The sequence below is a fragment of the Seonamhaeicola sp. genome (genome assembly GCF_028281565.1).
Classification (GTDB): Bacteria; Bacteroidota; Bacteroidia; order Flavobacteriales; family Flavobacteriaceae; genus Seonamhaeicola.
On the sequence record NZ_JANQJQ010000043.1, the window covers coordinates 1 to 19,696 of the forward strand.

The window sequence follows — 19,696 nt, forward strand, 5'->3', positions numbered from 1 at the left end:
AGAATTCTACAACTCCGAAGATGATGAAGAATACTACGGGTACTCTTACCCAAGATGGAACTAACTTTCTCATAATGTGTCGTCGTTTTGGTTGTCTAAAGGAATATTACTAACAGTTTTTATGTAGTCTTTTTTTGCGGTAAATACCCACCAAAACAGTACTACAAAAAAGATAAAAAAGATAAGTAACGAGATGATTGGATAAATCTCCACCCCCGTGATACTCTCCATATGATTTTTTACAAATTTTAACATAGTTTCTGGTTTTGATGATTATTTCTGCGCGGTTTCAACTTTAATATCAGTTCCCAGGCGCTGTAAATAAGCTATTAGCGCTACAATCTCCCTGTTTCTCATTTCTACAAACTCCTCACCATTATCAGAAGCATATTTTTTATCCGCTTCATAGTTTGTGGCAAAGTCCGGGTCTGTTTTTAAGTTCTCTTCTATTTGTGCTCCTTGGTCCAACATACTTTGCTGTGCATTGGCAATGTCATCATCTGTATAAGGCACCCCTAAAGATACCATGGTACGCATTTTTGCTTCGGTCTGAGATTTATCCAGAGTACTGCTCTTACCGGTTATTAACCACGGGTAGCGCGGCATGATAGAACCGGAGGAAGTACTTTGTGGATCGTACATATGATTAAAGTGCCAGTTGTCATTATATTTGCCACCTATCCTGTGTAAATCAGGACCGGTACGTTTACTTCCCCAAAGGAACGGGTGGTCATAAACAAATTCACCGGCTTTAGAGTACTCGCCGTAGCGCTCAACCTCACTTCTAAATGGTCGGATCATCTGCGAGTGGCAACTCACACAACCTTCCCGTATGTATATATCCCTACCTTCCAATTCAAGTGGTGTATAGGGTTGCACGCTGGCAATTGTCGGAATATTTGACTTCACCATAATAGTCGGTACGATCTGAATAATACCACCAATTAAAATAGCTACGGTTGCCAATAATGTTAATTGGACGGGTCTTCTTTCTAACCAGGTATGCCATCCTTCTCCAGCCGTACGTCTTTTGGTAACACGTTCTAAAGCAGGTGCTTCAGCTAATTCATCTTCAACTTTGCTACCATTGGCAATGGTTACCCATATATTATAAACTAAAATAAGTAAACCAATCACAAATAAGGTACCTCCAATAGCACGCATCCAGTACATTGGGATAATCTCAGTAACCGTTTCTAAGAAGTTACCGTAAACCAATGTGCCGTCAGGATTAAACTGTTTCCACATACTTGCTTGCGTGAAACCGGCAACGTACATAGGTAAGGCGTATATAATAATACCTAAAGTTCCTAACCAGAAATGCAGGTTAGCCAATGGTATCGAGTGTAGTTTTGTTTTAAATAATCTTGGCACTAAATAATAAATCATACCAAAGGCCATAAATCCGTTCCAGGCTAGTGCTCCAACATGTACGTGAGCAATGATCCAGTCGGTAAAGTGTGCAATGGCATTGACGTTTTTAAGTGATAAGGTGGGACCTTCAAAGGTTGCCATACCATAACCGGTAATGGCTACGACCATGAATTTTAAAACAGGATCTGTTCTAACTTTATCCCAGGCACCGCGTAAGGTTAATAAACCGTTGATCATACCACCCCAGGAAGGCATTAATAACATCACAGAGAATGTAACACCCAAGTTTTGAGCCCATTCCGGTAAAGCCGTGTATAATAAGTGGTGAGGTCCGGCCCATATATATATAAAGATCAATGACCAGAAGTGTACAATAGACAATCTATAGGAGTACACCGGTCTGTTAGCTGCTTTTGGTACAAAGTAGTACATCAACCCTAAGAATGGTGTTGTCAGGAAGAATGCCACGGCATTATGTCCGTACCACCATTGTACTAAGGCATCTTGAACACCGGCATAAACCGAATAACTTTTTAAGGCACTTACCGGTAATTCTAAACTGTTAAAAATATGGAGTACCGCAACGGTAACAAAGGTGGCAATGTAGAACCAAACGGCAACGTATAAGTGACGTTGTCTACGTTTTAAAATGGTCCAGATCATGTTCACACCAAAAACCACCCAAACCAATGCAATGGCAATGTCTATGGGCCATTCCAGTTCGGCGTATTCCTTAGAAGTCGTAATACCTAAAGGCAGGGTAATTGCTGCGGCCAGAATTATTATTTGCCACCCCCAGAAGTTTATATTACTTAAGAGGTCACTTGCCATACGGGTTTTTAGTAAACGCTGCAGGGAGTAATAAACCCCGGCAAACATAGCATTACCCACAAAGGCAAAAATAACAGCATTGGTGTGCAATGGTCTTATTCTACCAAAACTAAGCCACGAAATACCATCCGTAAGGTTGGGGAATAAAAACATAAATGCCAGTAGTAACCCTACCAGCATACCAACTACCCCAAAAATTATTGTGGCGTAAATGAACTTTGTAACGATTTTATTATCGTAATGAAATTGTTGCATCTCCATAATTAGTTGTTAATCTTTTTTGGTTAGTATTGATTTATCTGATTCTTCTTTTATGATTTCGTCCTCAAAAAGCATCCGTACCGAAGGTGTATAACTATCATCATATTGCCCGCTTTTAACGGCCAAAATGAAAGCTATAAAGAAACCTACAGCTACAATAATGCTTATAGCTAATAAAATATATATAACACTCATACCTAATTGAAGTTACGGGTCAAAAGTACTTTCATATACATTCTTAAAACATGACAATTATCATGTTTACTTATTTAATATTTACTTGGGCGTTCCCCTTCTGGTCGGGCTTTCCGCTATATCTTTTTTGTTTGTCATTGCGAAGGTAATTTCTAATTACCTGTGGCAATCTCTTAAAAGGAAAGAGATTACTTCGTCGTACCTCCTCGTAATGACGGACTTTTGTAATCTCAAAAAAGGATACCACTGCAATCCCTAACGCAACTATCTGCTAAAACCGTTTTCAGTTCATTCCAACTTTCTACCAATACTGTTAGTACAAATAGTTGTAAACACTACAATACTAATAGAACTTAAAGGCATTAGAATAGCAGCCACCACCGGTGCTAGTTGCCCGGTAACTGCAAAATAAAGCCCGATAATATTATAGATGAATGAGAGCGCAAAACTCCATTTTATAATTTTTATCGCCGATTTTGATATTTTTAAATAATTGGTCAGTTCATTGAACTTTGAAGCATCCAAAATGGCATCACAGGCTGGTGAAAACACATTCACATTTTCAGAAATAGCAATACCAACATTACTTTGCGCCAAAGCTCCGGCGTCATTCAACCCATCTCCGATCATTAACACATTAGCACCCTCACTTTGATGGTATTCTATGTACTCCAGTTTATCTTCCGGTTTCTGATTGAATAATAACTTGGTTTTAGATGGCAACAACTTGGTTAAGTTCTCTTTTTCTCCTTCATTGTCACCCGATAAAATGGCCAGATCATAATCTTTTTTGAGTGTATTGAAAAGTTGTGATAAGCCTTTTCTGTAGGCATTGTAAAATGTGAACTTGCCTTTATATTGGTTGTTGGTGCTTACATGTACCGTGGTGTTTAAAGTTGCAGTATCAGAAGTATGTCCCACAAAAGGTGCCGACCCAACTTTAATGTATTCATCATTGTATTGAGCTTCAATACCTTTACCGGTGTGTTCCCGGTAATCATCAAGTGTGACAATATCATGGCCGTTTAAAAGTTCATACAGAGATCTGCTCAACGGATGGTTAGAACCGCGCAATGTACTTTTTAACAGTGTTTCTTCGGAATCAGAAAGTGTTTTACCATCATAGCTAATAGACGACTCTTTATTGGATGTAATAGTCCCGGTTTTATCAAAAATTATGGTGTTTATTTTAGCCAGTTGCTCAATAACACTGGCATTTTTCAGGTAGAATTTCTTTTTGCCCAAAATACGCAAAATATTACCGAAAGTAAACGGAGCAGACAGGGCTATGGCACATGGGCAGGCAATGATCAACACAGCGGTAAACACGTTTATGGCTTTACTGGAGTCATTTAAAAGCCAATAACCTGTTGCTATCAATGCAATAAGTAAAATGGTAATGGTAAAATTTTTACTAATACGGTTGGTAAGCGTGGTAAAGGAGGATGCTTTATCTTTTTTAAACACATCGTTACTCCAAAGTTGAGTGAGGTAACTCTGCTCCACAGATTTTAAAACATCTACTTCAATATTCCCTTCAACCTGCTTTCCGCCGGCAAAAAGTTTATCACCGGATTGTTTGGCAACGGTTTTGGATTCCCCGGTAACAAAGCTGTAATCTATTCTGGCATTTCCTTTAATTAAAATGCAGTCAACAGGAATAAGTTCTTCATTCCTAATGAGTAATCTATCGCCTTTTTTAATATCGTAAACCTGAATGGATGCTTCTTTGCCTTCAGAAGTGATTTTGGTGATCCCAATGGGGAAATACGATTTGTAATCGCGTTCAAATGACAAAAATGAATAGGTTTTTTGCTGGAAAAATTTACCAACTAATAAAAAGAAGATCAAACCAGTTAAGCTGTCAAAGAAACCGGAACCGGTATCGAGCATGATCTCAATACTACTTCTGATGAATAAGACAGCAGCACCTAAAGCAATAGGCACGTCAATATTCAAAATTTTAGATTTGAGTCCTTTATATGCCGAAATAAAATAATCTTGCGCTGAATAGAAAACTACAGGTAAACTATAAGCGAACATAAGCCATCTAAATAGGTGTTTATATTGTTCCAACCAATATTCGCCCACTTCAAAATATTCCGGAAAGGATAAGAACATGACATTTCCGAAAGCAAAGCCTGCAACTCCTAATTTGTAAATTAAAGACCGGTCTGTTTTCTTTTTGCCAACACTGTAATCTTCTAAACTTATATAAGGTTCATAACCAATACTGCTTAGTAAAATAACTAATTCTTTTAAGGTTATTTTTTGGGGATTATAAGTAATTCTAACGGTTTTCTTTCCAAAGTTTACTATGGAGGAACCAACAGCTGCATTTAGTTTATTTAGATTTTCTAAAATCCATATACAGGAACTACAATGAACATGCGGAATGTACAGGTTGACTATTTTAGTGTCATCACTATTGAACTCTAAAAGCTGCTCAACAATTTTATCGTTTTCCAGGAAATTGTATTTCCCGGCAACTTCCTTAGGGGTTGCTCCCGGGGCTTCTTGTAAGTCGTAATAACAAGTCAGATCGTTTTCAGAAAAAATCTCATAAACGGTTTTACAACCATTACAACAAAACGATTTATTATCATAAATAATCTCGGAAGATGTAGCATCTAACCCACAGTGGAAACATGATCTATGCTCCATAATATTTGCTCATTTTTACCTATGACAAAAGTCATAAATTGACTAATGTTTAAATATGATATTTGTCATGTTTTATGTATTTTTACACAACTTGAATAATATTAGGTATGGGTAAATGTGAACAGTGTATTATTAAACAGTTCAATTCTCTTAAAGCATTGACTAAAGAGGAATTAGTGCGAATTTCAGCTTGTAAAACTTCCAGAACGATAAAAAAAGGCGAGGTCATTTTTGAAGAAGGAGACATGTTAAATGGCGTTTATTGTGTTAAAGATGGTATTTGTAAACTCACAAAATTGAGTGCGAACGGAAAAGACCAGATTGTAAAAATGGTTGTGAAAGGTGATTTGTTAGGACAACGTTCAATTGTTAGTGAAGAACGATCCAATCTGCAGGCTACGGCCTTAAATGATATGGAGGTTTGTTTTATACCGAAGAACGAAATTTTAGCCGACCTTCATAAGAATCCTGATTTTACTTTTGATGTACTTAAGGATATGGCCAGAGACTTAAAGGAAGCCGATGATGTTATTGTGAATATGGCACAAAAGTCTGTGAGACAGCGTTTGGCAGAAACTTTAATCTACATTCATGATAGCTTTGGTGTCAATCCTGACGGAACATTGAGTGTATTACTTTCCAGAGAGGACTTTGCCAATATTGTAGGTACAGCTACTGAGTCTGCTATTAGGGTGTTGTCGCAGTTTAAAAAAGAAGGATTAATTTCTACTGTTGGAAAACATATAAAGATTAAAGACATAGAGGCGCTTAAGCGGGTTGAATAAACCTGGAAAAAGGTCTAAAAAGTCACATTTTTGTCAATCTGAACTAGTTTCAGATTCTAAACGTGTGTTGAAAATCAATGCTTTTAGATTCTGATCCCGATAGCTATCGGGACAGAATGACAGATTTTTATACTTTTTAGACCTTTTCTTTAATCTAATGTAAAAGTTTTGACCTTTTTAAATGGTGATGCATTTATATTTTCCATGGCGTTTTTATATGGATTCCATTCACCAATAAAAAATGCATTAGTTTTTTCTAAACCTTCCTTAACAGCTTTTTCTGCATGATCGATTAATGTTGTTTCCGTATTCGTTAATCCGTTTTGTCTTGATTTGATATAACTATTGGCAATATTAATGCTCCTGGTAACGGTCATTTCCGGATTTCTGGTGATGCCTTGTCTTTTATCAACTTTACCTAAATACATGTCCAATAACTTATCAATACTTTTAATGATCTCTTTTGAAGCATTGATACGCTCTTTGTATTTATCTTTATCCAATTTGTTTAACTCAGATTGGTAGGTCTCGGCAATTTGTTTGCTCTCAACCAATTGCTTAACAGCATCTGCAACGGTTTGAGACATTTTTTCCACATCTTTAAGCGCATTGTAAACGTCATTAATAGCACGTTCAGATTTATTTAAGCGCGGATCAGGTTTAACGGTAATCATTTCTTCCGAAGTCTGATCTCCAAAATGTAAGACAATCTTATATGTTCCCGGTTTAACTTTGACGCCGCTGGGTTCTTTAGCGTTTTTGTTAATTGTTCTGGATGCTTTGTTTGAACCTTTCTCGTTTAAAAGCCAGATCCATTTTTGGATACCACTTTCTTTAGGCGCTTTTTGTTTTAAAGTCCTGATCAACCGGTCATCGTTATAAATTTTCATGGTTAAGGAATCCCATTTCACCTGAGCTTGTTTCAGGTTCTCATCATCTTCCTCTTCTTTCTCTCCTTCCTCATCCTGTTCTTCTTCCGGTTTTTCCTTTTTATCAATTTTTACATAATAAGATATTTGAACACCCTGTTTTCTGTTGTTACCATTATATAGGGCATCACCTCCAAACCTACTTCCTGTAGGTTGTTGATAAGCTGCTAAATAGGCTGTGGGCGGTTCGCATAACTCTAGATTTTGATTGAGAATTTGTTTGTTTTTAGCTATAGCTCTTAGAGGTCTGATATCATCTAAAACCCAGGCGGCTCTACCAAAAGTTCCAATAATCAGGTCATGTTCTCTGGGATGTATGACTAAATCTTTTACCGATACGGTAGGGAACCCTTCGGTCCATTTTGTCCAGGTTTCACCGGCATTTAAAGACAGGTATAAACCGTCATCTGTTCCCAAGAATAATAGATTAGGGTCTTCCAGATCTTCAACTATGGAAAGCGTAAAACTTTTAACATCATTGCCGTCTACAATCCGTGTCCAGGTTTTTCCATAATCTTTGGTTCTATAGGCGTAAGGTGTATAATTAAAACGTCTGTAGTCATTAGCAATTAAGAGAGCTTCTCCTTTATTTTTATTGGAGGCCCTTATTTGAGGAATCCAACTTCCTGCTGGTAAGCCTTTAATGTTATTAGTGACTTCCGTATAACTTTCGCCACCGTTTCTGGTTATGTGTACACGTCCGTCATCCGTACTAACCCAAAGCAGGCCTTTTTCCAGTGGAGCAGGTTCTATTACCAGAATGGTACAATGATTTTCTGCACCGGTAGCATCCATGGTCAGGCCTCCACTTTCGCTTTGCTTTTGTTTTTCTGGATCGTTGGTGGTTAGATCATCTGAAATGATGGTCCAGGTAAGCCCTTTATCAGTAGATTTATGAACAAACTGACTCCCAAAATAAATGGTGTTAGAATCAAATGGGTCCATACTGATAGCGGCGTTCCAATTGAATCTCAGGTTAGTTTTTCCATCCGGATGGGTTGGCTTTACTGTATAGTTATTACCGGTTTCAGAATCATATCTAACCACGGAACCTTGTTGGCTCATGGACCAGCCAAACCTGGAGTCTTCTTTATCGGGTACTACGTCAAAACCATCACCAAAACTAATTTCCTGCCAGTATGAATTTCTAATACCCTGTTGTTTCCATACATAAGCGGGCCCTTTCCAGGAGCCGTTATCCTGCATGCCTCCATAAACATTATAGGGAATATCGTTATCTACACTGATGTGATAAAATTGAGCCAAAGGAAGGTTTCCGATAAATCGCCAGGTTTTGCCACCATCTTTGGTGATGTTCAGGCCACCATCATTACCATCAATCATATAATTACCATTGGTTGGATGAATCCACCAGGCATGATGGTCCGGGTGTATACCATTATCAACATTATAGGCGGGCATAAGTTGCCTGAAATTTTTGCCACCATCTTCACTTACATTAACGTATGTGAAAACTGAATACACCCGATTTTCATTTTGAGGGTCCACAAAAATATCGGAATAATAAAACGGACGATTTCCTATATCCTTTTTATCATTAATTTTTTTCCATTTAAAACCACCGTCTTCACTTTTATATAAAGCGTTCTTTTTGGCTTCAACCAAAGCGTAAATGATGTCCGGCTTATTAGGAGCAATGGCAATACCGATACGCCCCAGGTCACCCTTTGGAAAGCCGTCTTCATCCGTTACTTTTTTCCAGGTTTGTCCGCCATCATGAGTTATGTGCAAACCGGAGCCTTTCCCCCCGGAATTAAAAAACCAGGGGTCTCGCTTATGTTCCCACATGGCGGCAATTAATTTGTTTGGGTTGGTGGGATCCATAACCAAATCGGCAGCGCCTGTTTTGGTATTTATAAATAAAACGTTATTCCAGGTTTTGCCACCATCGGTAGTTTTATAAATACCGCGTTCCGGATGGGCTCCCCAGGGCGAACCAATAGCAGCAACATAAACAGTATTTGGGTTTGTTGGATCTATTACAACCCTGTGGATATGACGTGTTTTTTCTAATCCCATCAGTATCCAGTTTTTTCCGCCATCAAGTGATTTGTAAAGACCATAACCACCATTCAGACTGTTTCTTGGATTGCCTTCACCGGTACCCACCCAAATCACGCTTGGATTGGATTGCTGGATAGCAACAGCTCCAATGGATGCCGTTACCTCCCGGTCAAAAATGGGTTCCCATTTGATACCTCCGGAAGTAGATTTCCATAAACCGCCTGAAGCCGTTCCGGCATAAATGATATCGGGGTTTGAGTTTACCACGTCTATGGCTGTAACTCTGCCGGACATACCACCAGGACCTATATTTCGAGGGGTCATATTTTTTAATAACTCCATGGAAAGTGTTTGACTAAAGAGCGAAAAAGAAACAAACAGTAAGGCGAAAAAAGGTGTTTTATTCATTTTTGTTAATTTTTTTTCGAAAATAATGAAAACTTATAACAAGATAATCTAAATAGATGTTAATGTTAAACACTTATGGTATAAAAGTGGTATTTTTATAGGGCTATGAATACTAATAAAACTTTTAGAAAAGGGTTCGTTTTTAAAACTTATGAAGCACCTCATAAATCACCTTTTGATACACTTTTTGAGATTTTTAAGGAATTAATAACCCACACTTCCGGTGATTTTGAGGAAGCCATTAGCTGGTTAAGAGAATTGGATAAGGAATACGAATTAACTACGCCTGATTATACCATTGAAGATTTTATAGAAGATTTAAAAAGGAAAGGATATTTAAGAGAAGAGATTGACCCGGATGGAAATGGTACACTTGCCATTACCGCAAAAACCGAACGGGCCATTCGTCAACAGGCCTTAGATCAGATTTTTGGAAAAATAAAACGTAGCGGGCAGGGTAATCATAAAAGTAAAAGTCCTGGAATAGGTGATGAGCATACCGGGGATTTTAGGAGTTACCAATTCGGGGATGCTTTGGATAAGGTTTCTATGACCGAAAGCCTGAAAAATGCTCAAATTAATCATGGTATTTCAGATTTTACACTTTCTGAAGACGATTTAGTGGTTGAAGAAACGTTGCACAAGTCTCAAATGAGTACGGTATTAATGATAGATATCAGCCACAGCATGATTTTGTATGGCGAGGATCGGATTACGCCTGCAAAAAAAGTAGCAATGGCATTGGCAGAGTTAATTACAACACGTTATCCTAAAGATACTTTAGATATTCTGGTTTTTGGCAATGATGCCTGGCGGATAGACATTAAAGATCTGCCTTATTTAAAAGTAGGTCCTTATCATACGAACACAGTGGCCGGATTACAATTGGCTATGGATTTGCTGCGACGAAAACGAAACACCAATAAACAAATCTTTATGATTACCGATGGTAAACCAAGCTGTTTGCGTTTACCGGATGGGCAGTATTATAAAAACAGCATGGGCTTAGACACACATATAGTTAATAAATGTTATATGATGGCGCAACAGGCACGAAAACTACATATTCCCATAACTACTTTTATGATTGCAAGAGACGAATACCTAATGCAGTTTGTTAGGGAGTTTACTTATGCAAATCAGGGGAAAGCTTTTTATACTGGCATAAAAGGGCTTGGAGAAATGATCTTTGAAGATTATGAAACTAATAGAAAAAAGAGAATAAAAGGCTAGTAGTTAAAGCTCCTCCCTTTTTGAAAGGGAGGTGGATCCCGATGGCAATCGGGATTCGGAGGGTTTATGAAATAGTATTTGAAAACTTGGCATTGGTATTTATGGAAATAAAGGGTAGTTTTAAATAAAACTCCTCTTTCTTCCGATTTTAGAAGAAAATCGGAATTCATTCTTCTCTTAGATTTAAGAGGAGAGCAAAAAAAGGGGTGAGTCGTTAAAAGAGGTAAAATTGTAATAACACCAGTTCCTCCCTTTTTAAAAGGGAGGTGGATCCCGATGATAATCGGGATTCGGAGGGTTTAAAATAAATGAAGAAAAAGATACACACATTAAAACATTTAAAAGAAAAACGAGCTGACTTAAGAAAGACCCTAACTCCTGCAGAGGCTTTTTTATGGAAACATTTAAAAGCCAGACAGTTTGAGGGAAGAAGATTTAATAGACAGCATAGTATTAAGAATTATATTGTTGATTTTTATTGTGCAAAAGAAAAATTAATAATAGAACTGGACGGAGAGGGGCATACTAATACCTTGGCAGAGGAAAGGGACAGGGAAAGGACAAGAGTTTTAGAAGAGCTCGGATATACAGTGATTAGATTTGAAAATAAAATGATATTTGAAAATTTAGCATCGGTGTTTATGGAAATAAGGGATAATTTTAAATAAAACTCCTCTTTCTTCCGATTTTAATGAAAATCGAAATTCATTCTCCTCTTAAATTTAAGAGGAGAGCCAAAGAGTAATCAAAAGGCTTAAACTTGAAATAGTTTCGGCTCCTCCCTTATTTTTAAGGGAGGTGGATTCCGATAGTGATCGGAATTCGGAGGGTTGAAAAATAAAGAAGATACAGCAGAAAAATCAAGCTTTTAAAAAGGGAGCGACATATGAAACACATCAAAACACTAGGAGCATTAAAAAAAGAGGGATATCAATCAAAGTCAATCAAAGACGAATTACGGGATAACCTTATTGAAAAAATAAAAAATAAAGAAACCGCTTTTGAAGGTGTTCACGGTTATGAAAATACCGTAATACCCGAGTTAGAGCGCGCTATTTTGTCACGGCACAATATTAACTTACTTGGATTACGGGGGCAGGCAAAAACACGCCTGGCACGCTTGATGTTGAATTTACTGGATGAATATATCCCTTTTGTAGGGGGCTCTGAAGTGAATGATGACCCTTTTAACCCAATATCCAGATATGCCATTGAATTAATTAAAGAAAAAGGAGATGATACCCCGATTTCCTGGCTACATAGAAGCGAACGTTTTGCGGAAAAACTAGCTACTCCTGATGTTACGGTAGCCGATATTATTGGAGATGTGGACCCTATTAAAGCAGCAAATTTAAAATTAAGTTATGCTGATGACCGCGTGATTCATTACGGTATGATCCCGAGAGCAAACCGATGTATCTTTGTGATCAACGAATTACCCGATCTACAGGCCAGAATTCAGGTAGCCTTATTTAATATTCTGCAGGAAGGTGACATTCAAATAAGAGGGTTTAAAGTCAGGTTACCTTTGGATATTCAATTTTTATTTACAGCAAACCCCGAAGATTATACCAACCGGGGTAGTATAGTCACCCCATTAAAAGATAGAATTGGGTCACAAATATTAACGCATTACCCGGAGGATATAGAAACAGCACGTTTAATTACAGCGCAGGAAGCCAATTTAGTGGAAAGTCAGAAAGCCCATGTTATGGTTCCCGATTTGGCCAAGGACCTGTTAGAGCAAATCGTATTTGAAGCTCGAGAAAGTGACTATATAGATATCAAGAGTGGCGTCAGTGTGAGATTGAGTATAACAGCTTTTGAAAATTTATTGAGTACGGCAGAACGCAGAGCCTTATTGGCAGGAGATGAAAATACCATATTGCGGTTGAGTGATTTTGTTGGTGTGATTCCTTCCATTACGGGAAAAGTAGAATTGGTATATGAAGGCGAGCAGGAGGGTGCAGCTGTAATTGCTTATAATTTAATTGGTGAAGCGGTAAAAAGTTTGTTTTCGGAGTACTTTCCAAAAATTGAAAAACTGAAAAAGCAGGACGAAGAAACACCATATGATGATATTATATCGTGGTTTTTTAATCAAAAAGAGGGGTTTGAATTGCTGGATGATTTAAGGGATAAAGAATACCAGGGGCTCCTGGAAAATATTACACCTCTCGATGATCTGCTGGGGAAATATCAACCTAATTTAAAAAGAGAGGACAGCTTTTTTGTTAAAGAATTTGTGCTTTGGGCCCTGGCAGAATACAAGCAGTTGAGTAAACATAGATTTTCAAAAGGTATGAAGTTTAAAGATCCGTATGGGAGTTTTATTAGCAGGATTTAACTAATAGTTGCCTCTGCTTTTAACATTGGCTTTGCAAAGCCTGATAATTTCTGAAATTCGTTTTTGTTTGGTTTCTTGCCGTTTGGCACTATACACCCAGGATAGATACCCTTTTCTGTAGCCTTTTGAAAAGTTTTTATAGTTTTCAAAGGCTTCAGGATTTTTGTCAAAAGCTTCCTGTAAGGCTTCCGGTATGATCTCATTTTCAATGGCATCAGCAGCTGTCCAACTACCATTCTGTTTTGCAATTTCAATAGATCTATAACCGGACTCATGAATTAACCCTGTTTGTTCAAGTTCTTGTATATAACGTTTATTAAGGGCACTCCAATTGCTTTTCGGGTTTCTTTTGCAGAAATATTGCCGGCGCTTACCATTACCTAAGCTTTTTACAGTGGAATCTATCCAGCCAAAACAAAGTGCCACTTTAACGGCTTCTTCCCATCGCATGGTGGGAATATTCACTTCGAGCTTGTAAAAGATGAGGTAGATAGCATCATGTTTATCATGATTTTTTAAAAGCCAGTCATACCAATCGGTATCGCGTTCAAAATAAAGTTCCGGTAAATCTTTCACACGTTTAAAGTTTTTTAGATTCTACATAAAAATCAGGGTCAACTTCAAAAGATTCAATTGGGTTTTCAATAGCAAGTGTATGCCATTTTGCTTTAGGATATAACCACTGTTCTTTATCATTGACCTTAATCTGAACAGGCATATCAAATTTTTCAATAATGTTGGTCCAGCGGTATTTTAGGTTTTTACCATCAATTTGGTATTCCAGAGTTGGAATTTTAGTTGTTCTTAAATACTGGTTGAAAAATTCGGTTAAGTCATAACCTGTTTGTTCGCTTATATAATCTTCTATTTGCCGGGTAGTTACTGTTTGGTGATAAAACGTTGTATTCAACCCAATTAATATTTTACGCCATTTTTCATCGTCTTCAATGAGCTGTCTTAATGTGTGTAACATATTAGCACCTTTATAGTACATGTCTCCGGAGCCTTCATGATTAACGTCGTAATGCCCAATAATAGGGCGGTCATTTCTAATAGCTCTTCGGGTTCCGATAACATATTCAGCTGAAGCTTGTTTACCGTAGTAATAATCTAAAAACAGATTTTCAGAGTAGGCCGTAAAGCTTTCATGTATCCACATATCGGCAATGTCTTTATTGGTGATGTTGTTGGCAAACCACTCATGACCGGCTTCGTGAATGATAATGAAATCGAATTTTAAACCCCAGCCCGTTCCTGATAGATCATTTCCCAAATAGCCTTTTTTATACTGGTTACCATAGGTCACAGAACTTTGGTGTTCCATTCCCAGGTAAGGCACTTCTACCAGTTTAAAACTATCGGCATAAAACGGATATTGGCCAAACCAGTGCTCAAAAGCTTTCATCATTTTAGGGGCATCTTTAAAATGTTCTTTAGCTTTTTCAAGGTTATCTCTTAAAACATAATAGTCCATATCAAGAGGTCCCGCCATGCCATCATAGACTTCGGAGAAATTCACATAATCTCCTATATTGATATTGACGCCATAGTTATTAATGGGATTTTTAACTATCCAGCGGTAAGTTTTAGTATCTCCATATTGTTCAACACTTCTCAATCTTCCGTTAGAAACATTCGTTAGGTCTTTTGGGACGTTTACACTAATGAGCATGCTATCAACTTCATCGGACATATGATCTTTACAGGGCCACCAAACACTGGCGCCCAAACCCTGACATGACGATGCCACAAAATGGTTGCCGTTATCATCTTTATCCCAGGATATACCACCATCCCATGGTGCTCTAACGGCTTCTCTGGGGTTACCTTCATAGTATACATCTAATGCATTGACGGTTCCCACATCCTGAGGTTTATTCAATGTTATAAAATGAGCATTGCCATCGTGTTCAATTGCTAATGCTTCGCCATTTTGAATAGCTTTAGTCAGTTTTAAAGGTGGTTGCAAGTCTATCTGTATAACCGAATGATGCTTTAAAACTTTATACTGAATCGTATTTTTGCCGGAAATGAATTTTTTATCCGGATCAACTTTAATATCCAAATGATAATAGGTTAAATCCCACCAGGCACGCTCCGGAGTAACGGAACCTCTTAAAGTGTCTTGTCTTGTGAAATTTTCCTTTTCGGATAGTAATTGAGCATTGGTAAAACCAAATGACAATAGCGCTAAGAGGAAGGAAAGTAAAAAAGTCTTCATACAATGAATTTTCTCAAAATTACCTAAAAGCCAAAAGTTTTTAGTTAATATTTACTTAATGTTTAATCCCTGAAAACAGCATTGGGAAAGGCTACCACACTTTCATATCCGTTTTCTCCAACCGATGCAATACCGAAAAAATAATTGTCAATAACAATGCCATCTAAAGTATATTCTGAAACGTTACCAACATATTTGCTATGGTCCCAGGTGGGAGAGGTGGTGTCTCTCCAGTAGATTTTATAACCAGTAGCACCGTCAACCTTGTCCCATTTAAATTTGGCCGATGGTTGCACAATACCTCCAATGGCAACTTTATCCGGCGCCGGAGGCGCAGAGGCTAAACTTGCTAAATTGATGGCATTGACAGCGGTTAGTTTTTTAGCATAGTCAAAATTGACATGTTCAATAACGTCCCCGTATTTAATCCCGTTTTCTTCACGGATATCCTGGTGTTGCTGGTTGTAATTCTCATGAGCCTCCATAATTCGCACGCCGGCATATCCCAAGTCATTAAACGGGCGATGGTGCCCGCCACGGCCAAACCTGTCTAATCGGTATACCATCATAGGATTCATTTCAGGCATATAGGTTCGTGTGGTTTTATGAATGTAACGTGCTAACTGACGCGAAATACCATCCACTTCACCGCCAAAGAAGCGGCGCATTTTTCGTTGGCGCTCCGTTTCAGTAGGAGGCACCGGTTCAGAGAAAATCCTAAAGGTCCGGTTGTCAATCACACCATCGACGCCTTTAATATTTCCAATCATATCATTGTTCAAAACCCCAATAATATCCCAGTTATTTTCTTTGGCGTAATTGGCTAAGCCGGCACCACCGAATAAGCCTTGTTCTTCACCTGATAAACCAACGTAAACAATACTGCTTTCAAATTTGTAATTCGTTAAAACACGGGCTGCCTCCATTGTCCCTGCCATACCCGAGGCGTTATCGTTAGCACCCGGAGCATCTATGGTGAAATCCATTGTATTACTGGCCCTGGAATCAATATCACCACTCATAATGACATACCTGTTAGGATATTTAGTACCACGCTGGACAGCCACAACATTTACTACCCAGGCGTCATGAGGGACTCTGTCATTACCTTCTTTGGTAACAAAATCTTTTTGATAAAAAACGTCCAAACAATTATTGCAGTTTTTTGATATGGTTTCAAACTCTTGTTTTATCCAGCGCCTTGCGGCACCAATGCCCCTGGTTTCGGATATGGTGTCGCTAAAAGTGTTTCTAGTACCAAAATCAGCCAAAGTTTGAATGTCTTTTTCAATGCTTTGGGCCGAAACGGCATCAATGATTTCATAAAGTTGAGTGTTTGATTGACCATAAAATGAAATCGTAGTGGTCATAACAACGATTAGAAAATAATATTTCATCTATTTGGTATAATTAAATTTTATAGTATTTACTGTCCCGTCCTTTTCATGCATGTCAACAAATACGTTCATTTCATTATCATTTACCTTTTCAAAGGTCATACCTTCAAAAACGACTTTGTTTTTAGTGATATACTTTAACGGAAAATCGACGGTTTCATCTTTGGTTTCCCAACCTTTTAGGTCGTTGTGGAAGTGTTTCAATTGAAGTATTAACGTATTTTCAAGTTGTCTGATGATCTCAATTTCATAGAAAGAGACGTTGTTATTATGTATTAATTTGAAAGTTGCCATCATGGACCCGCCAGAAGGTTCACTCCAGTTTTCTTCAGTAATGCCTCCAAAAGCCTCCCCCTTCCAGTTACCGGAAATCCAGGCAATATTTTCTAATTTTGGTTCTAATGTTTTTTCGGTTTGTGCTTTACAGGGCAGGCCGTAAAAAAAAGTAACTGCTGTTATTGCAATCGCAAGAAAATGTTTCATAATACTATATTTTAAGGTTATATATTATTATGACGTTTGATATGCTCAAGACGCGGACACATTTAAAATCTTAATTTTTAATATGTTGAGTTTATACTTTAAAAACTAAAGATAATGAAACCGACATGATTAAAATAATTATTAACATACAAGGAAACAATTATTTTAATCATCCAGGGTTACATGCCTGTACTGAGCTTAGCCGAAGTATGACCGATAAAACAATAAAATAAGCACATGAAACAATAAAAACGTTTCAAGAAGTAAAATGAAACGTTTTTAGATTTGAATTAGTCACCTACTTTATATTAAAAACAATATTTGTTTTCTTTAGTTACTTTATTGGCAATGATATTTCTCAACTCAATAATATTAGGCATATTCACGTATTTAATATAACGTTTTAAGCCCATAAGCATCATACGCTGTTCATCTCCACTAGAGAAGGAGATTATAGAATGCTTTCCAGCTGTTTCAATGACATCAATAGCATGGAATAAGTTTAATTTAGCCATAGCTATTTGCTCCTTAGCTTTATCTTCCCCCTCTTTATTAGCCATTTTTTCTGCCCTTAGAATAGCCGATTCTGCTAAATATATTTGAATTAAAATATCGGAGGCCGCTAACATGAGTTGTTGCTGTTCTTCAATTTTTTCACCGTATTTCTCCAATGCCGCACCGGCAACCATTAAGAATAATTTTTTAAGATTTTTAATAATGCTTTTTTCTTCTGAAAATAGTTCTGAGAAGTCCGGTGTATCAAACGATGGTATTCCCATCAATTCATCTTTTACAGCCATAGCCGGTGTTAATACATCCACATGGCCTTTCATGGCTTTTTTAATAAGCATGCCAATGCTTAGCATCCTGTTAATCTCATTGGTGCCTTCGTAAATTCTGGAAATACGGGCGTCTCTCCAGGCGGATTCCATGGGCGTTTCTTCAGAGAATCCCATACCACCTAAGATTTGAATGCCTTCATCGGTGCATCTTTGTACAAATTCTGAAATAGCTACTTTAAGAATAGAACATTCAATAGCGTACTCTTCAACCCCTTTTAATTCGGCTTCCTGATGCGAGTCTTTTCCATTTTGACGCCTGAGTTCTATTCGGTCCTGAATATTTTTTGCAGCCCTATAGCACCCGGCTTCCCCAACCCAACAGTTGGTAGCCATTTCAGCTATTTTTTGCCTTATAGCCCCAAAGCTGGAAATGGGTGTTTTAAACTGAATACGTTCGTTAGCGTATTTAATGGATTCTGAAATCGTTCTACGTTGGGCATCTATACATGCCACAGCCAATTTTATTCTCCCTACATTAAGTGCATTCATAGCTATTTTAAAGCCATTACCCCGAACAGACAGCATATTTTCTACCGGAACAACAGTATCGTTAAAGAACACCTGACGTGTGGAAGAAGCCCGAATTCCTAATTTATGTTCTTCTTCACCCATGGTGATACCATTCGGGTTTTCAGGATCGTATTCAACAATAAATCCGGTGATGTATTTGTCGTCTTCAATTCTGGCAAATACAATCATCAGGCTACAGAAGCCGGCATTGGAGATCCACATTTTCTGACCGGTAATTTTATACGATTTACCGTCTTCTGATAGTACTGCCTTTGTTTTTCCTGAATTGGCATCACTACCTGCACTGGGTTCGGTTAAACAATAAGAACCAAACCATTCTCCGCTGGCTAATTTTGGAACATATTTTTGTTTTTGTTCTTCCGTGCCGTATAAAGTAATCGGCATGGTTCCAATACCTGTATGCGCACCAAAAGCGGTACTAAAAGAACCTGTAGCTCCGGAAATATAATCACATACCAACATGGTGTCAACAAACCCCATGCCCATACCTCCGTATTCCACGGGGACAGCAATACTTAAGAACCCAAGTTCGCCGGCTTTACGCATGCAGGACTCGGTTAAGTCATAATCTTTCTTTTCAAATTGTGCTTTTTTGGCCCAAATCTCTCTGTCAACAAATTCGGTAACAGCTTCTTTCATCATAAGCTGGTCTTCATTGAAGTCTTCGGGTGTAAAGATATCTTCGCAATTCGTTTCTTTTACAAGAAATTGTCCGCCTCTTAATATGTTTTTTTCTTCCATAGCTTTTTCTTTATTTGAATAGAGAAAATAGAGAATAGAAAAAAGATATGGGTTTCTAACCACTTAAGCCATTTTGAAAACCCATGGTCATTCGTTGAAATTCTTCTATTTTTTCTTCAAGTTTTTTTAAAGTATCGTTATTTATATAATTTCTGTGTTTTGCAACCAATAATTGCGTGCCTAACTCAAAAGATGAACCTAATGAAATATCTAAAAAATGACTGAAAGATTTGTCTGTTCTGGAGGAACCTTCCGCAATGTTGCTTAGCATTGATACAGAACAATTGCTTATTTGAGAGCTTAAATCAAAACGTTCATGCCTGGGGAAATCTACTAGTAAGTCAGAAACATCATTTGCAATTTCTAACCCCAATTGCCATATTTTAAGATTTTTATAGTTATGCCTCTTTTTAGTCATTATGTAAGTCT

The 19,696-nt window shown here is 37.7% G+C and carries 15 protein-coding genes; 4 read left to right on the forward strand and 11 right to left on the reverse strand.

Translation table 11 applies throughout. The features are described from left to right. Positions 1 to 69: 69 nt before the first annotated feature. From Q0983_RS17370 to Q0983_RS17385, 4 genes are all read right to left on the reverse strand, one after another. Positions 70 to 255 carry a CcoQ/FixQ family Cbb3-type cytochrome c oxidase assembly chaperone gene (locus Q0983_RS17370; RefSeq protein WP_299556154.1) on the reverse strand — a complete coding sequence of 62 codons (186 nt, stop codon included), beginning with the start codon at positions 253 to 255 and terminating at the stop codon, positions 70 to 72. An 18-nt stretch (positions 256 to 273) separates the two neighbouring features. After that, positions 274 to 2,466, reverse strand: a complete 2,193-nt coding sequence (gene ccoN / locus Q0983_RS17375) for a cytochrome-c oxidase, cbb3-type subunit I (RefSeq protein ID WP_299556155.1) — start codon at positions 2,464 to 2,466, stop codon at positions 274 to 276. A gap of 9 nt (positions 2,467 to 2,475) precedes the next feature. Further along, entirely contained in the window at positions 2,476 to 2,661 is a 186-nt protein-coding gene (gene ccoS / locus Q0983_RS17380; RefSeq protein ID WP_299556156.1) for a cbb3-type cytochrome oxidase assembly protein CcoS, read from the reverse strand. 288 nt (positions 2,662 to 2,949) lie between these two features. Continuing rightward, positions 2,950 to 5,325, reverse strand: a complete 2,376-nt coding sequence (locus Q0983_RS17385; protein ID WP_299556157.1) for a heavy metal translocating P-type ATPase metal-binding domain-containing protein — start codon at positions 5,323 to 5,325, stop codon at positions 2,950 to 2,952. Positions 5,326 to 5,432: 107 nt separating this feature from the next. Between Q0983_RS17385 and Q0983_RS17390 the strand changes: the two genes are divergently transcribed. Then, entirely contained in the window at positions 5,433 to 6,110 is a 678-nt protein-coding gene (locus Q0983_RS17390) for a Crp/Fnr family transcriptional regulator (protein ID WP_299556158.1), read from the forward strand. A gap of 149 nt (positions 6,111 to 6,259) precedes the next feature. On the opposite strand, the gene Q0983_RS17395 is transcribed toward Q0983_RS17390, so the two are convergent. Beyond that, on the reverse strand, positions 6,260 to 9,472 hold the full coding sequence (locus tag Q0983_RS17395) for a hypothetical protein (RefSeq protein ID WP_299556159.1): 3,213 nt from the start codon (positions 9,470 to 9,472) through the stop codon (positions 6,260 to 6,262). A 105-nt stretch (positions 9,473 to 9,577) separates the two neighbouring features. On the opposite strand from Q0983_RS17395, the gene Q0983_RS17400 reads away from it, so the two are divergent. The 3 genes from Q0983_RS17400 to Q0983_RS17410 all read left to right on the forward strand — a co-directional run bounded on the left by Q0983_RS17400 (position 9,578) and on the right by Q0983_RS17410 (position 13,052). Continuing rightward, a complete protein-coding gene (locus tag Q0983_RS17400) occupies positions 9,578 to 10,705 on the forward strand; it encodes a VWA domain-containing protein (protein WP_299556160.1) in 1,128 nt (375 codons plus the stop codon). Positions 10,706 to 11,013: 308 nt separating this feature from the next. Next, positions 11,014 to 11,373 carry an endonuclease domain-containing protein gene (locus tag Q0983_RS17405; RefSeq protein WP_299556161.1) on the forward strand — a complete coding sequence of 120 codons (360 nt, stop codon included), beginning with the start codon at positions 11,014 to 11,016 and terminating at the stop codon, positions 11,371 to 11,373. 218 nt (positions 11,374 to 11,591) lie between these two features. Further along, positions 11,592 to 13,052 (forward strand): magnesium chelatase, encoded by a 1,461-nt coding sequence (locus Q0983_RS17410; RefSeq protein ID WP_299556162.1) that lies wholly within the window; start codon positions 11,592 to 11,594, stop codon positions 13,050 to 13,052. On the opposite strand, the gene Q0983_RS17415 is transcribed toward Q0983_RS17410, so the two are convergent. The 6 genes from Q0983_RS17415 to Q0983_RS17440 form a co-directional block, all read right to left on the reverse strand. Further along, positions 13,053 to 13,628: a YdeI/OmpD-associated family protein gene (locus tag Q0983_RS17415; protein WP_299556163.1), complete on the reverse strand. Its 576-nt coding sequence runs from the start codon at positions 13,626 to 13,628 to the stop codon at positions 13,053 to 13,055. Positions 13,629 to 13,632: 4 nt separating this feature from the next. Continuing rightward, positions 13,633 to 15,273, reverse strand: coding sequence for a M1 family metallopeptidase (locus tag Q0983_RS17420; RefSeq protein ID WP_299556164.1), 1,641 nt, complete (start codon positions 15,271 to 15,273; stop codon positions 13,633 to 13,635). Between the two features lie 62 nt (positions 15,274 to 15,335). Next, positions 15,336 to 16,670: a M28 family metallopeptidase gene (locus Q0983_RS17425; protein ID WP_299556165.1), complete on the reverse strand. Its 1,335-nt coding sequence runs from the start codon at positions 16,668 to 16,670 to the stop codon at positions 15,336 to 15,338. After that, positions 16,671 to 17,153 carry a DUF6265 family protein gene (locus tag Q0983_RS17430; protein WP_299556166.1) on the reverse strand — a complete coding sequence of 161 codons (483 nt, stop codon included), beginning with the start codon at positions 17,151 to 17,153 and terminating at the stop codon, positions 16,671 to 16,673. 308 nt (positions 17,154 to 17,461) lie between these two features. Then, positions 17,462 to 19,267, reverse strand: a complete 1,806-nt coding sequence (locus Q0983_RS17435; RefSeq protein WP_299556167.1) for an acyl-CoA dehydrogenase family protein — start codon at positions 19,265 to 19,267, stop codon at positions 17,462 to 17,464. A 55-nt stretch (positions 19,268 to 19,322) separates the two neighbouring features. Further along, positions 19,323 to 19,685, reverse strand: a complete 363-nt coding sequence (locus tag Q0983_RS17440) for a four helix bundle protein (protein WP_299556168.1) — start codon at positions 19,683 to 19,685, stop codon at positions 19,323 to 19,325. Between the last annotated feature and the right edge of the window lie 11 nt (positions 19,686 to 19,696).